The sequence below is a fragment of the Nocardioides sp. GXQ0305 genome (genome assembly GCF_050880345.1).
In the GTDB taxonomy this organism is placed as follows: domain Bacteria; phylum Actinomycetota; class Actinomycetes; order Propionibacteriales; family Nocardioidaceae; genus Nocardioides.
In genome coordinates this window covers 199212-212523 of the sequence record NZ_JBNYXG010000003.1, presented here as the reverse complement: position 1 = coordinate 212523, position 13312 = coordinate 199212, and the positions used below count along the sequence as shown (strand labels likewise).

The window sequence follows — 13312 nt, the reverse complement described above, 5'->3', positions numbered from 1 at the left end:
GTGCGAGCACTGCAGGCGATCGGCATGGGCCTGCTCCTGGTGGTCCTCAACGCCTCCGTCGGCGACCCCGGGCTGGACCTGTTCCCTGACCCGGTGGGCTGGGGGCTGGTGCTCGTCGGCCTGGCCCGGCTCCCCGCGCGGATCCCGCACCGGCCGGCGACGACGGCCGTCGCGTGGGTGGCGCTCCTGGTCTCCGCCGTGCTGTGGGTCCCCGACCTGGCCCGCCGGCTGCAGCCGGTCGACGAGTCGTTCCTGTGGTTGCTCGACCTGCCGACCCCGGTCTTCGTGCTGCTCCTCGCACGAGCCCTCGGCTCCGCAGCAGGCGCCGGTGAGGACCACCGGGCCCGCACCTGGTGGCAGGTGGTGATGGTCGGCACGGCGATCACGATCCTGCTCCCGCCGGTGGTGTACGGCGCCGGACTGGTCGCCCTGGCCGTGGTGGCGGTCGCGGTGGCGATCGGCACGCTCGTGGCCTGCCTCGTGCTGTGCTTCGCCCACTCGGCGCGGCCCTGGGTGCACGACCCGCTGCCCACGGCCGGTCGCGCGCCCGGGTGACGACGTCCCTCGCCGAGCCGTCAGTTGTGCAGCCTGCTGTGCCGCCGAGCCGTCACGTCAGCTGATGGGAAGTGTGCACGAGTGACGGCTCGGCCCCAACTGGACCTGCACAAGTGACGGGTCGCGGTTCCAGGCTCCTCCCCGGGCAGCACCACGCCCGGCGCCGTACACCACCGACGCAGCAGGGCCGCCCCTCCGGCAGGAGGGGCGGCCCCGGGTGGTGCGTGGTGAGGTGAGGGTCAGGCCGGGATCACGTTGAGGGTGACCTCGGCGGACACCTCGTCGTGGAGCTTGACCGACACCTGGTGGGTGCCGAGCGACTTGATGGGGTTGCCGACGGCGATGGACCGCTTGTCGACGGTCTCGCCCGACGCCGCGCTCAGCGCGTCGGCGATGTCGGCGGACGTGACGGCGCCGAACAGGCGGCCGGTGTCGCCCGCCTTGACCTGCACCGGGACCGCGTCGGCCTCGAGCTTGGTCTTGATCTCGGCGGCGTGCTCCTCGTCGCGCGCGGCGCGAGCGGTGCGGGCCGCCTTGATCGACTCGGCCTGCTTCTCGGCGCCACGGGTCCAGCGGATCGCGGCGCCGCGCGGGACGAGGTAGTTGCGGGCGTACCCGCTCTTGACCTCGACCACGTCACCGGGAGCGCCGAGGCCGGAGACCTCCTGGGTCAGGATGATCTTCATCAGGGGTGCTCCTCTCAGCGACCGGTGGAGGTGTAGGGCAGGAGGGCGAGCTCGCGCGCGTTCTTGACGGCGATGGCCACGTCGCGCTGGTGCTGGACGCAGTTGCCGGTCACCCGACGGGCGCGGATCTTGCCGCGGTCGGAGATGAACTTGCGGAGCAGGGCGGTGTCCTTGTAGTCGACACCGGTCGCCTTCTCCTTGCAGAACTGGCAAACCTTCTTCTTCGGCTTGCGAATCACTGCCTTGGCCATTGTGGTGCTCTCCTTGTTCAGACTTCAGAGCCCGGCCGGAGCCGGAATGGTTGAGGTTGGTTGATCGCTTCCGGGGTTTCGAGGCTCAGGCCCGGCGGCCCTCGCACCTCGACCTCCGGAGGTGGGGTGGATCAGAACGGGGGCTCGTCGCTGGAGACGCCCGGCGCCGCCCACGGGTCGGACTGGCCGCCCCCGGAGGAACCCTGGGGAGCACCGCCGCCCTGCGGGGCGTTGGTGGCCCACGGGTCGGCCTGGCCACCCTGCTGACCGCCGCCCTGCGGGGCGCCGTAACCGCCGCCCCCGCCGGAGCGCTGGGTCTTGGTGACCTTGGCCGTCGCGTAGCGCAGCGAGGGACCGACCTCGTCGACGTCGATCTCGAACACGGTCCGCTTCTCGCCCTCACGGGTCTCGTACTGGCGCGACTTCAGCCGCCCCTGCACCACGACCCGCATCCCCTTCTGGAGGGACTCGGCGACGTTCTCGGCCGCCTGCCGCCACACCGAGCAGGTCAGGAACAGCGCGTCGCCGTCCTTCCACTCGTTGGTCTGGCGGTCGAAGGTCCGCGGCGTCGAGGCGATCCGGAAGTTGGCCACGGCCGCCCCCGACGGGGTGAAGCGCAGCTCCGGGTCGTCGACGAGGTTGCCGACGACGGTGATGACGGTCTCGCCTGCCATGTCAATGTCTCCCTGGTCTGTTCCACTGGTGTCCCGGCGAGGCTAGGCAGCCCCGCCGACACAGGAAAGGTCTCGTCCACAGCCTCAGGCCGTGGGGCGCAGCACCTTGGTCCGGAGCACGGACTCGTTGAGACCGAGCTGGCGGTTGAACTCCTTGACCGTCTCGGGGTCGGCGTTCAGCGTGATGACGGCGTAGATCCCCTCGGCGTTCTTGCGGATCTCGTACGCCAGCCGCCGGCGGCCCCACACGTCGACGTTGTCGACGGTGCCGCCGTCCTTGCGGATCACGTTGAGGTACTTGTCGAGCGACGGCTCGACGGTCCTCTCTTCGAGACTCGGGTCGAGGATGACCATCACTTCATAGGCACGCACAGCGGTCTCCACCTCCTCTGGACTAGAGCGGCCACGGACTCTCCGTGGCAGGAGGGCGATGCGTTCACGTCGCCGGATCGGTCCGGCAACCGGACGAGGTTAGCAGCGCTCTGGGCTCGCTCAAGAATCCGCGCAGTGGGTCCGGAAAACCCTCTCACCCGAGAGGAAGCCAGCGCGTACGCCAGATGTGGCCGGCCGGGCACAGGTAGTCCGAGACGGCCGTGCCAGCGTTCTCGGACGTCGGGTTGCCTTGGCCTGTCAAGCCGCACCGAGGATAGAAGGCTTCGGGAGCGTTGTCGGGACGCGAGGGTACGTTCGTCACGTTGATCGGTGTCCTTCCGATTGCTCGGACCCTCGGCTTAGGAGCGACGCTGCAACGTCGCGGCGGAGGGTCCGCGTTTGTCCTTTCGGAAGTGTGCAAATCGGCGCTGACATCAGAGCGCCCGAGACGCAGTGCTCGGGTGTGAACCACAGGGTCCGGACCGTCGGTGGCCCAGCCTAGGGTGGGGGGATGCAGATCGGAGCCCACGTCGACCAGACCGACCCGATCGCCGAGGCGCAGGCACGCAAGGCCCCCCACGTCCAGTTCTTCCTCGGCGACCCCCAGGGCTACAAGGGACCCGAGTTCCGCTACGCGAGAGGGGCTGACGGGCTGCGGGACGACGCGGCTGCGGCGGGGATCGACCTCTACGTCCACGCCCCTTACATCGTCAATGTCGCCACGACCAACAACCGGATCCGGATCCCCTCCCGCAAGCTGCTCCAGCAGCACGTCGACGCCGCCGCGTCGATCGGCGCCCAGGGCCTGATCGTCCACGGCGGCCACGTCAACAAGGACGACCACCCGGAGGTCGGCTTCGACAACTGGCGCAAGGCGGTCGACGCGGTCGACCTCAAGCTCCCGCTGCTCATCGAGAACACCGCCGGCGGCGACAACGCCATGACCCGCTACCTCGAGCGGATCGCCGGGGTGTGGGACGCGATCTCCGCGTGCGACCAGGCCGACCGGGTCGGCTTCTGCCTCGACACCTGCCACGCCCACGCCGGCGGCAACGCGCTCGAGACGGTCGTCGACGACGTACGACGCATCACCGGCCGGATCGACCTGGTCCACTGCAACGACAGCCGCGACGACTTCGACTCCGGGGCCGACCGCCACGCCAACCTCGGCGCCGGCAAGGTCGACCCCGACCTGCTCGCCGCGGTGGTCCGTGACGCCGGTGCACCGGTCGTGCTGGAGACCCCCGGTGGCGCCGACGAGCACGTCGCCGACATCGAGTGGCTCCGCGAGCGGGTCTGATCACTGAGCAGAGACGCGCGAGGTACGAGCGCGGCGCGTGGGTTGAGCAAGCGACGCGCCAGAGCGGGCGAAGGCGCGTCAGCGCGTCGAAACCGAGCCCGATAGCCTCGACGGGTGACTGGTTCCCTCGCCGTCCGCACCCTCACGCCGGACGAGCACCTCGCGTTCGTCCGGACCCGGGCGTCGGTGAGCTTCCTGCAGACCCCGGCGTGGGCGAAGGCCAAGCCGGAGTGGCGCGCCGAGTCCCTCGGCTGGGTCCGCGACGGCGAGGTCGTGGGTGCCGCGCTGGTGCTCTACCGGCAGCTGCCGCGGGTCAGGCGCTACCTGGCCTACCTGCCCGAGGGACCCGTCATCGACTGGGACGCCGACGACCTCGCCGCGTGGCTGCAGCCGATGGTCGACCACCTGAAGCGGCAGGGCGCGTTCGGCATCCGGATGGGACCGCCGGTGGTGACCCGCCGGTGGAGCGCCGCCCAGGTCAAGGAGGGCATCGCCGATCCCGACGTACGCCGGCTCGACCAGGTGGCGCCGCTCGAGCGGACGCCCGTCGGCGCCCGGGTGGTCGCCCGGCTGACCGAGCTGGGCTGGCGCCCACAGGCCGCCGAGGGCGGCTTCGCCGCGGGGCAGCCCCGGTTCGTCTTCCAGGTCCCGCTCGGCTCCGCCCACGACCGGCGGACCGAGGACGACGTCCTCAAGGGCATGAACCAGCTGTGGCGGCGCAACATCAAGAAGGCGGCGAAGGAAGGGGTCGAGGTCACCACCGGCAGCGGCGCGGACCTCAAGGCCTTCCACGACCTCTACGTCCACACCGCCGAGCGCGACGGCTTCACCCCCCGGCCGCTCTCCTACTTCGCCGCGATGCACGACGCGCTCGCTGCCGAGGACCCCGACCGGATCCGGCTCTGGTTCGCCCGCCACGGCGGCGACCTGGTGGCCGCGACCATCGCGATCCGGGTCGGCACCCACGCCTGGTACTCCTACGGCGCGTCCTCGACGGAGAAGCGGGAGGTGCGCGGCTCCAACGCCATCCAGTGGGAGATGATCCGCGACGCGCTCGCCGCGGGCGCCGAGGTCTACGACCTGCGCGGGATCACCGACACCCTCGACGCCGACGACCCCCACGTGGGCCTGATCCAGTTCAAGGTCGGCACCGGCGGCGAGGCCGTCGAGTACGCCGGCGAGTGGGACCTGCCCCTGAACCGCCCCCTCTACCGGGCGTTCGACGCCTACATGAGACGGCCTTCGAGACGGTCGCTGCGCGACCTCCTCGGGAACCAGCGCTGATGGGCCTCACCCTCCACGTCGACGGCGAGCGTTGGCGCAGCCACCTGCGGACCGTCGCGGAGTCGACGCCGGGGCTGGTGCCGGTCCTCAAGGGCAACGGCTACGGCTTCGGCATCGGGCGGCTGGCCCGGCGCTCGCAGTGGCTGGCCGACCAGGGCCCCTCCGTCCCGGAGGTCGACACGATCGCGGTCGGCACCTACGAGGAGCTGCCCGAGGTGGCACAGCGCTTCCACGGCGACCTGCTGGTGATGACCCCGTGGCGGCCCTTCGGCGCCGCCCTCGAGCTGCCCGACGGGCTGGCCGACCGGGTGGTCCACACGGTCAGCCGCGACGAGGACCTGCACGCCCTGCTCGACCGCCAGCGGGGCGCCCGGTTCGTGCTCGAGCGGCTCACCAGCATGCGTCGCCACGGCCTCACCGGCCCGGGGCTCCGCAGCACCGGCCAGTGGCTCGCGGGCGCGCGCGCCGGGAGGTTCGAGGGGGTCGCGCTGCACCTGCCGCTCGCGCAGGGCTCCCACCTCGGTGAGGTACGCCGGCTGCTCAACGACGTCGTCGGCGCAGGCCTGGCCGTCGGCGACCGCCCCGCGACCGTGTGGGTCAGCCACCTCACGCCCGACGAGCTCACGACCCTGCGGGCGACGTACGCCGACTTCCGGATCCGGCCGCGGGTCGGAACCGCGCTCTGGCTCGGTGACCGCGGCGCGCTGCGGGTGAGCGCCACCGTGCTCGACGTCCACGAGGTCGAGCGCGGCGACGTGTTCGGCTACCGGGGCCGCACCGTGCCGAAGGCCGGCCACCTGCTCGTCGTCAGCGGCGGGACGGCCCACGGCATCGGCCTGGAGTCACCCACCGGCGACACCAGCCTGAAGGCCCGGGCCGCCACGCTCGCCCGCGGCGGCCTCGACGCGGTCGGCTTCGTCCGCAGCCCGTTCACGATCGACGGCAAGCAGCGGCTGTTCGCGGAGCCGCCCCACATGCAGGCGTCCATGCTCTTCCTGCCGCTCGGCGCCCGGGTGCCGCAGGTCGGCGAGGAGATCGACGTCCGGGTCCGCTTCACCGCCACCGACGTCGACGAGGTCCTGGTCAGCTGAGGGCGGGCAGGGACCGGGCGAGGAACGAGCCCGGTCCCGTCGCCCGCGAAGGTCGAGAACGCGGCGCGGGGCGAGCGGAGCGAGGTCGCGATCCGCGCGACGAAACCCGGTGAGGCGGGAGCAGACCTGAATCGAGGCCCTGCCCACACTTCCGGGGTTCGAGGCTCGCTTCGCTCGCGCCTCAACCTCCGAGGATCGGGTGTCGCCTGCGGGCGAGCTGCCGCTCCTCCCAGACCGGGTCGTGCTCGGGCTGCAGGACGTCGCGGGCGACGACGGCGGCGAGGTAGAGCTCTGCGGCCACCCGGACGGTGATCGCGATCCAGTAGAACCCGGGCTCCCCGCCGTCCGCGGGCTCGAGGTAGCCGCCGAGGTACCACCAGACGGCAGCGAAGTAGAGGAGCTCGCCGGACAGCCACACCAGCTGGTCGCGCCAGCGCGGCCGGGCGAGCGCGGCGAGCGGCAGCAGCCACAGGACGTACTGAGGCGAGTACACCTTGTTGACGAGCAGGAAGCCGATCACGACCAGCAGCCCGAGCTGGGCGAAGCGCGGCGTGACCGGGGCCCGCAACCCGATCGCCAACACCCCCGCGCACCACACCAGCAGGAAGGCCCACGACCCGAGGTTGACCGTGCCCGCCGCGATCGCGTCGCCGGTCGCCTGCTCGGCCACCAGCCAGGCCGACCCGAGGTCGGGGCCGCGGTCGCTGTTGAAGGTCCAGAAGTGCTGCCACTGGTCCGGGCCGGTGAGGTACGCCGGCGCGTTGACCAGCAGCCAGGAGCCGACGGCGGCGAGCGTCACCCGCAGCAGGTCGGGGAGCCGCCGTTCCCGCAGGCAGATCACCAGCAGCGCGCCGAGCAGCAGCAGCGGGTAGAGCTTGGCGGCGGTCCCGAGGCCGATCATCACCCCCGTGAGCACCGGCCGGTCCCGGGCCCACGCCCACGCAGCCGCCGCCACGCACACCAGCGCGGGCAGGTCCCAGTTGATGGTGGCCGTCAGCGCCAGCGCAGGAGAAGCGGCGAGGATCGCCGCGTCCCACGGTCGTCGTCGGTGGACGCCGGCGAGCAGCCACACGGCGAGCAGCGCGAGCGCAGTGAAGCCGACGACGTTCACCACGACGAAGACCAGCGTCTCCCGCGCCACGTCGTCCCGGCCCGCCAGCTCGCCCACGGGGACGCCGTACCGCTCCGTGACGTCGGGGGAACCCGTGACCGCGTGGGTGATCCACGCCGCCCCGTAGGCCCAGTAGGAGATGACGACGGGGTACTCCATGACCTCGTAGCGGGCCCGCACCTGGGTGTCGTCGCTGTAGGGCCACGCCAGCTCGGCGAACCCGCGCCCGGTGTAGAGGTAGGGCAGGTCGGAGTAGCACATGTGCGCGTAGCGCTGGTCGCCTCCCTGCCAGGCGTCCTGGTAGCAGCTGGTCTTCTGCACCAGTCCGAGCGCCATGACGACGGCGGTCAGCGCGAGCAGCACCCGCACCGGCGTCCACCACGGATGGCGACCGGCGTGGTCGCCGACCGGTCCCCCCACCCCTTCGCTGAGGGCGGCGACGACGGGGTCGTCGCGGGTGGGGTGGACGCGGGGGTCGGTCACACGACGTACCGCTCGCGGGCCGCCGGGGTGTACGCCGCGGCCGCGGCGCGGTCCCGGGAGCCGCCCTGACCACCCTGGGGATCCTCCTCCGGGTCACACGACGGCGGGGGCACCACCCGGTCGCACGGGTCCGGTTCCTCCGTCGGGGTCGTCGGCTCCTCGGTCGTCGGCTCCTCGGTGGTCGGCTCCTCCGTGGGCTTCTTGGTCGTCGGCTCCTCGCTCGGCGGCGACTTCGTCGTCGGCCGGGGCGGCGGCGCCTGCGTCGTCGGCGGCGGGGTGTACGGCTCGTGGCCCGTCTCGGGGGCGTCGCCGTCGACGTTCGCGGGCGGCGGGAAGTCCTCGACCGGCAGGCCCTCCATGGCCCGCTGCATCACCGCGGTCCACGTCTCGGCCGGGTAGGAGCCGCCGAAGTACTCCGGCAGCCAGCCCTGCAGCTGCTCGTTGCCCTTGCCACGGACGTACATCACCGACGTGCTGAGCTGGGGCGTGTAGCCCGTGAACCACGCCGAGGAGACCGCGCCCTCGCCGTTGGTGGCGGTGCCGGTCTTGCCGGCGGCGGGCCGGCCGAGCGCGAGGGCGGCGGTGCCGGAACCCTCCTGGACGACCTGCTGCAGCGCGTAGCTGACGTCGCGGTCGATGTCCTGCTCCACGGCCTCGGTGTCGGAGACCCGGTGCTGGTAGACGGTCTCGCCGTTGCGGTCGACGACCTTCTCGATGATGAAGGGCTCCGCGGCCCGCCCGCCGTTCGCGATGGTCGCGTACGCGTTGGCCATGTTGATGGGGCTCACCGTCGCGCTCCCGAGCGCGACACCGGTGTTCGGCTCGAGGCCGGGTGAGGTGTTGGGGAAGCCGGGATCCTTCTTCTTGGCCTTCGCCGGGGGGATGCCGAGACGCTCCGCGGCGTCGACGACCTTCTGCGGGCCGTCCTCCATCGACATGGTCATGTCGATGAAGGCGGTGTTGATGGAGTTCTCGGTGGCGGTGACCATCGAGACCGCCGAGCCGTAGTCGGCATCGCCCTGGTTCTCGAAGTCGGTGCCGTCGGGGAGCACGAACGGCGAGTTCCCCTCGAAGGTGTCCTCGAGGGAGAAGCCGTCCTCGATCGCCGCGACCAGCGCGGCCGGCTTCATGGTCGAGCCGGCCTGGCCGCCCGCGATCGCCCAGTTGATCTGGGAGTCGAGGTAGTCCTGGCCGCCGTAGAAGCCGCGGACGGCCCCGGTGCCGGGCTCGACGCTGGCCACGCCGACGTGCAGGTCCTTGTCGCCGGAGCCGGGCTCGGTGCTGCCCTTCTCACCGGGGATCGCCGCCGGCAGGCCGGTCGGCCGGACCTCGGAGACGCCCTCCTGGGCCGCCGTCATCGCCTTCTGCGTGAAGGTGGTGGTGACCCGCAGCCCACCACCGTCGATCTCGTCCTCGTCGAAGCCGAGCCGCACCAGCTCGTCGCGGACCATCGTCAGCACGTGGCCGCGCTGCCCGCCGTACTGGCTCTCCTGCTCGATGTCGGGGAACGCCGGGAGCCGGCGGGCTGCCCGGTCGGCCTTGGCGGCACTGATCTGGCCGGTCTCGGCCATGCCCTCGAGGACGTAGCCGTAGCGCTCCTGCAGGTCACGGCGGGCCTGCTTGCCGTTTGCGGGGTCGTACCCGCTGGGGTTGTTGAGCACCGTGGCGAGGACCGCGCTCTGCCGCACGTCGAGGTCCTTGGCCTCGACGTCGAAGTACGCCTTGGCCGCGGCCTGGATGCCGTAGGCGCCGCGGCCGAAGTAGATGGTGTTGAGGTAGCCCTCGAGGATCTCCTGCTTGCTCACGTCCCGCTGCAGCTTGAGCGAGATGATCGCTTCCTTGATCTTGCGGGTGAGCGTCTGCTCCTGGGTCAGGTAGAGGATCTTGACGTACTGCTGGGTGATCGTCGAGGCACCCTGGGTCTCGTTGCCCTGGGCGTTGCTGAACGCCGCGCGCAGGATCCCGCGCGGGTCGATGCCCTGATCGGTCCAGAACGACCGGTTCTCGGCGGCGACCACCGCGTCCTTGATGGAGTCCGGCATCTCGTCCAGGGGGATCGACTCGCGGTTCTGGGTGGCGTAGGTGCCGATCTGGGACTTGCCGTCGTTGTAGTAGACGAACGACGTCTGGGTCTCGAAGTCCTCGTTGGGGTCGGGCACGTCGATGGTCTGGTAGAGCACGACGAACGCCCCCACGGCGAGGAGGGACCCGACGAGTCCGAGGGCCAGCAACCAGGTGAGGACGCGACGCCAGCGCGACCCGCGCTTGGCGGGTCGCTGGGGCTTCTTCTGGGCGGGCCCAGCGGCCCGGCGCTTTCCACTCAACTGACTCGGATCTTCCGTTCGGGGGATTCCCGACGCGGCGCCCACGAGCGCGCGTCAGTCCATCAGGGTACGCAGGGGTCCTCGCCCCTCACGAATCCCGCGGACGCCGACCGTGGGGGACGCCGACCGGGGCGGTGGTCTCATCCATCGGATATATCGGTACGATAGATCGCATGGCACGTCGTGGCGAAACCCTCGAGCTGGCGGTCCTCGGACTGCTGCACGAGGGACCCATGCACGGCTACGAGCTGCGCAAGCGGCTCAACCTGATGCTCGGATGGCGCCGGGTGCTGTCGTTCGGCTCGCTCTACCCGGGGCTGAAGAAGATGCTCCGCAGCGGGTTGATCGAGGACTCCGGCGCCGACACCACCAGCCGCCGTCCCCGGATCGTCTACCAGCTCACCGAGGCCGGCGACGCGGAGTTCCAGCGGCTGCTCTCGGAGGTCGGGCCGACCGCGTGGGACGACGACACCTTCGACATCCGCTTCGCGTTCTTCGGCCGGACCGACATGGAGATCCGGCTGCGGGTGCTCGAGGGCCGGCGCAGCCGGCTCCAGGAGCGGCTCGAGCGGGTGCAGAAGGAGCTCACGATGACGCAGAAGGAGGTCGACCGCTATGCGGCCGAGCTGCAGCGCCATGGGGTGGAGCAGGTCGAGCGCGAGGTGCGCTGGCTGTCCGAGCTGATCAACGCCGAACGCAACGGGAGCCAGCCGATTTCCGAGGCTGAGCCACAACCCAAGACCGGTCAGTCCCCGGGCTGACCCTGATCGCTGGACCGAGGAAGGAATCGTTCGCAATGGGTGCGGTACGAGTAGCAATCGTCGGAGTGGGGAACTGCGCAACCTCACTCGTACAGGGCGTCCACTACTACAGGGACGCCGATCCGACCGGGACGGTTCCCGGACTGATGCATGTCACCTTCGGCGACTACCACGTCTCCGACGTGGACTTCGTCGCGGCGTTCGACGTCGACGACAAGAAGGTCGGCAAGGACCTCTCCGAGGCGATCAACGCCTCCGAGAACAACACCATCAAGATCAGCGACGTCCCGACCCTCGGGGTGGAGGTGCAGCGCGGCCACACGCTGGACGGCCTGGGCCGCTACTACCGCGAGACGATCGAGGAGTCGGCGGCCGAGCCGGTCGACGTCGTCGAGGTGCTCCGTGAGCGCCAGGTCGACGTCCTGGTGTCCTACCTCCCGGTGGGCTCCGAGGAGGCCGACAAGTTCTACGCGCAGTGCGCCATCGACGCGGGCGTCGCCTTCGTGAACGCGCTGCCCGTCTTCATCGCCTCCGACCCCGAGTGGGCTGCGAAGTTCGAGGCGGCGGGCGTCCCCATCGTCGGTGACGACATCAAGAGCCAGGTCGGCGCGACGATCACCCACCGGGTGCTGGCCAAGCTGTTCGAGGACCGGGGCGTCGTGCTCGACCGGACCTACCAGCTCAACGTCGGCGGGAACATGGACTTCAAGAACATGCTCGAGCGCGAGCGGCTGGAGTCGAAGAAGATCTCCAAGACCCAGTCGGTGACGTCCAACCTCACCGGAGAGCTGGCCGGCAAGGTCCACGACCGCAACGTGCACATCGGCCCGTCCGACTACGTACAGTGGCTCGACGACCGCAAGTGGGCCTACGTGCGCCTCGAGGGCCGGGCCTTCGGCGACGCGCCCCTCAACATGGAGTACAAGCTGGAGGTCTGGGACTCCCCCAACTCCGCCGGCATCATCATCGACGCCATCCGGGCCGCCAAGATCGCCAAGGACCGCGGCATCGGCGGCCCGCTGATCGGCGCGTCGTCGTACCTGATGAAGAGCCCGCCGGTGCAGCTCCCCGACGAGGAGGGCCGGGCCCGCGTCGAGGCCTTCATCAGGGGCGAGGAGTAGCCCGCAGCCTCGGGTAGGCCCTCGCGTCGGAGGTCGACGTGCGAGGGCCCCCCCGAGAAGGTTGAGGTGCGATGGCGGCCCCCCGGAGGTCGAGGTGCGAGGGCCGCCACCCCCCGGAGGTCGCCCCCCGGAGGTCGAGGTGCGAGCGCCGCCCCCCGGAGGTCGAGGTGCGAGGGCCGCCCCCCCGGAGGTTGAGGTGCGAGGGCCGCCCCCCCCGGAGGTCGAGGTGCGAGGGCCGCCAGGCCCGAGCCTCGAAACCCCGGGACTCTGGGCAGGGCCTCAACGGCGGGTGCTCGGTCGTGAGGCCAGCTCCGGCAGGTCCTCCCACCGTCCCTCGATCAGAGCCAGCCGCTTGGCCCTGCTCCAGCCCTGGACCTGTTTCTCGAACCGGAACGCGTCCTCCACCCGGTCGAACGGGCCGGCCCACGCCAGCCGCACGGGGCGTCGACGGCGGGGTCGGGTGTACGCGCATGCCTCACCGGCCTGGTGTCGGCCGATGCGGTCGTCGAGATCGATGGTGCTCCCGACGTACAGCGACCCGTCGGCGCACTCCAGGATGTAGGTCCACGGCATGCGATCGAGTGTGATGGTCCTCGGCGCGGGTGTCGCCCAAGCCCTGCAAGCCTGTGGATGACCGGGCTGAGGCCCTGCACCACCGTCCCGGGGTTTCGAGGCTCGGCGCTGGCGCGCCTCGCACCTCAACCTCCGGGCCGCCGCACCTCGCACCTCAACCTCCGGGGCCGCCGCGCCTCGCGCCTCGACCTCCGGGGCCGCCGCGCCTCGCACCTCAACCTCCGGGGCCGCCGCGCCTCGCACCTCAACCGGGCAGCGAGCTGCTAGCCCTCGGCCTCGGCCTTGATCCGGCCGAGCGTCTGCCGCATGCCGTCACGCAGCTCGCCGGTGAACCGGTCGACCCCGCCGAGCACGGCGTCCTGCAGCCTCAGCGAGATCGGCAGGATCCCGTCGGGCGTCTCCCGGCGGTGGGTCACCCGCGTGCCGGCGACGGTCGGCTCCAGGCCGTAGGACCAGATCACTCCGTTGTCCTTGATCCGGAAGGCGAAGTCGCGGTGCGGGTCGAACCGGACCACCGTCGAGCGCGTGGGCCAGACCTTCCAGCCGCTCCGGTTGATGTTGAGGGCCCGGGTGCCGAGCCCCACCCGACCGCGGACGAAGGTCCGGACGCCCTGCGGGCTCCAGGAGGCCATTCGCGGCAGGTCGGTGACCAGCGCCCAGACCCGCTCGGGTGGGGCGGCGACGTCGACGGACTCGTGCAGGTCAGCGATCTCGGCCATCGGGCGA

General features: G+C 71.2%; 14 protein-coding genes. 6 read left to right on the top strand and 8 right to left on the bottom strand.

The window, feature by feature from the left end:
* The gene (locus tag ACQ1X7_RS09555; RefSeq protein ID WP_432477947.1) at positions 1-555 is read left to right on the top strand and encodes a hypothetical protein; all 555 of its coding nucleotides are present in this window, start codon (positions 1-3) and stop codon (positions 553-555) included.
* A 239-nt stretch (positions 556-794) separates the two neighbouring features.
* Here ACQ1X7_RS09555 and rplI read toward each other — a convergent pair whose 3' ends face one another.
* The 4 genes from rplI to rpsF all read right to left on the bottom strand — a co-directional run bounded on the left by rplI (position 795) and on the right by rpsF (position 2538).
* Positions 795-1241: a 50S ribosomal protein L9 gene (gene rplI / locus ACQ1X7_RS09550; protein ID WP_432477946.1), complete on the bottom strand. Its 447-nt coding sequence runs from the start codon at positions 1239-1241 to the stop codon at positions 795-797.
* Positions 1242-1255: 14 nt separating this feature from the next.
* Positions 1256-1492: a 30S ribosomal protein S18 gene (gene rpsR / locus ACQ1X7_RS09545; RefSeq protein WP_179661957.1), complete on the bottom strand. Its 237-nt coding sequence runs from the start codon at positions 1490-1492 to the stop codon at positions 1256-1258.
* A 131-nt stretch (positions 1493-1623) separates the two neighbouring features.
* On the bottom strand, positions 1624-2166 hold the full coding sequence (locus ACQ1X7_RS09540) for a single-stranded DNA-binding protein (protein WP_432477945.1): 543 nt from the start codon (positions 2164-2166) through the stop codon (positions 1624-1626).
* Between the two features lie 84 nt (positions 2167-2250).
* Positions 2251-2538, bottom strand: coding sequence for a 30S ribosomal protein S6 (gene rpsF / locus ACQ1X7_RS09535; protein ID WP_432477944.1), 288 nt, complete (start codon positions 2536-2538; stop codon positions 2251-2253).
* Between the two features lie 511 nt (positions 2539-3049).
* On the opposite strand from rpsF, the gene ACQ1X7_RS09530 reads away from it, so the two are divergent.
* From ACQ1X7_RS09530 to ACQ1X7_RS09520, 3 genes are all read left to right on the top strand, one after another.
* Positions 3050-3838 (top strand): deoxyribonuclease IV, encoded by a 789-nt coding sequence (locus ACQ1X7_RS09530; RefSeq protein WP_432477943.1) that lies wholly within the window; start codon positions 3050-3052, stop codon positions 3836-3838.
* A gap of 114 nt (positions 3839-3952) precedes the next feature.
* Entirely contained in the window at positions 3953-5122 is a 1170-nt protein-coding gene (locus ACQ1X7_RS09525; protein ID WP_432477942.1) for a lipid II:glycine glycyltransferase FemX, read from the top strand.
* Entirely contained in the window at positions 5122-6213 is a 1092-nt protein-coding gene (locus tag ACQ1X7_RS09520) for an alanine racemase (RefSeq protein WP_432477941.1), read from the top strand. Before ACQ1X7_RS09525 ends, ACQ1X7_RS09520 begins: the two co-directional genes overlap by 1 nt.
* 181 nt (positions 6214-6394) lie before the next feature.
* Here the strand turns inward: ACQ1X7_RS09520 and ACQ1X7_RS09515 are convergent, their stop codons facing one another.
* Together ACQ1X7_RS09515 and ACQ1X7_RS09510 are read right to left on the bottom strand one after the other, a co-directional pair.
* Positions 6395-7807, bottom strand: a complete 1413-nt coding sequence (locus tag ACQ1X7_RS09515; protein WP_432477940.1) for a glycosyltransferase family 87 protein — start codon at positions 7805-7807, stop codon at positions 6395-6397.
* On the bottom strand, positions 7804-10131 hold the full coding sequence (locus ACQ1X7_RS09510; RefSeq protein WP_432477939.1) for a transglycosylase domain-containing protein: 2328 nt from the start codon (positions 10129-10131) through the stop codon (positions 7804-7806). Before ACQ1X7_RS09510 ends, ACQ1X7_RS09515 begins: the two co-directional genes overlap by 4 nt.
* 173 nt (positions 10132-10304) lie before the next feature.
* On the opposite strand from ACQ1X7_RS09510, the gene ACQ1X7_RS09505 reads away from it, so the two are divergent.
* Positions 10305-10892, top strand: a complete 588-nt coding sequence (locus ACQ1X7_RS09505) for a helix-turn-helix transcriptional regulator (protein WP_432477938.1) — start codon at positions 10305-10307, stop codon at positions 10890-10892.
* 35 nt (positions 10893-10927) lie between these two features.
* A complete protein-coding gene (locus ACQ1X7_RS09500) occupies positions 10928-12013 on the top strand; it encodes an inositol-3-phosphate synthase (RefSeq protein WP_432477937.1) in 1086 nt (361 codons plus the stop codon).
* Positions 12014-12292: 279 nt separating this feature from the next.
* Here the strand turns inward: ACQ1X7_RS09500 and ACQ1X7_RS09495 are convergent, their stop codons facing one another.
* Positions 12293-12586 (bottom strand): GIY-YIG nuclease family protein, encoded by a 294-nt coding sequence (locus ACQ1X7_RS09495; protein WP_432477936.1) that lies wholly within the window; start codon positions 12584-12586, stop codon positions 12293-12295.
* 263 nt (positions 12587-12849) lie between these two features.
* On the bottom strand, positions 12850-13305 hold the full coding sequence (locus tag ACQ1X7_RS09490; protein ID WP_432477935.1) for an SRPBCC family protein: 456 nt from the start codon (positions 13303-13305) through the stop codon (positions 12850-12852).
* Between the last annotated feature and the right edge of the window lie 7 nt (positions 13306-13312).

Excerpts from the sequence above, each read along its gene's own strand:
- ACQ1X7_RS09505 (WP_432477938.1), top strand. The coding sequence starts at position 10,305 with ATGGCACGTCGTGGCGAAACCCTCGAGCTGGCGGTCCTCGGACTGCTG.
- ACQ1X7_RS09490 (WP_432477935.1), bottom strand. The coding sequence starts at position 13,305 with ATGGCCGAGATCGCTGACCTGCACGAGTCCGTCGACGTCGCCGCCCCA.
- rpsR (WP_179661957.1), bottom strand. The coding sequence starts at position 1,492 with ATGGCCAAGGCAGTGATTCGCAAGCCGAAGAAGAAGGTTTGCCAGTTC.
- ACQ1X7_RS09495 (WP_432477936.1), bottom strand. The coding sequence starts at position 12,586 with ATGCCGTGGACCTACATCCTGGAGTGCGCCGACGGGTCGCTGTACGTC.
- ACQ1X7_RS09540 (WP_432477945.1), bottom strand. The coding sequence starts at position 2,166 with ATGGCAGGCGAGACCGTCATCACCGTCGTCGGCAACCTCGTCGACGAC.
- ACQ1X7_RS09520 (WP_432477941.1), top strand. The coding sequence starts at position 5,122 with ATGGGCCTCACCCTCCACGTCGACGGCGAGCGTTGGCGCAGCCACCTG.
- ACQ1X7_RS09500 (WP_432477937.1), top strand. The coding sequence starts at position 10,928 with ATGGGTGCGGTACGAGTAGCAATCGTCGGAGTGGGGAACTGCGCAACC.
- ACQ1X7_RS09530 (WP_432477943.1), top strand. The coding sequence starts at position 3,050 with ATGCAGATCGGAGCCCACGTCGACCAGACCGACCCGATCGCCGAGGCG.
- rplI (WP_432477946.1), bottom strand. The coding sequence starts at position 1,241 with ATGAAGATCATCCTGACCCAGGAGGTCTCCGGCCTCGGCGCTCCCGGT.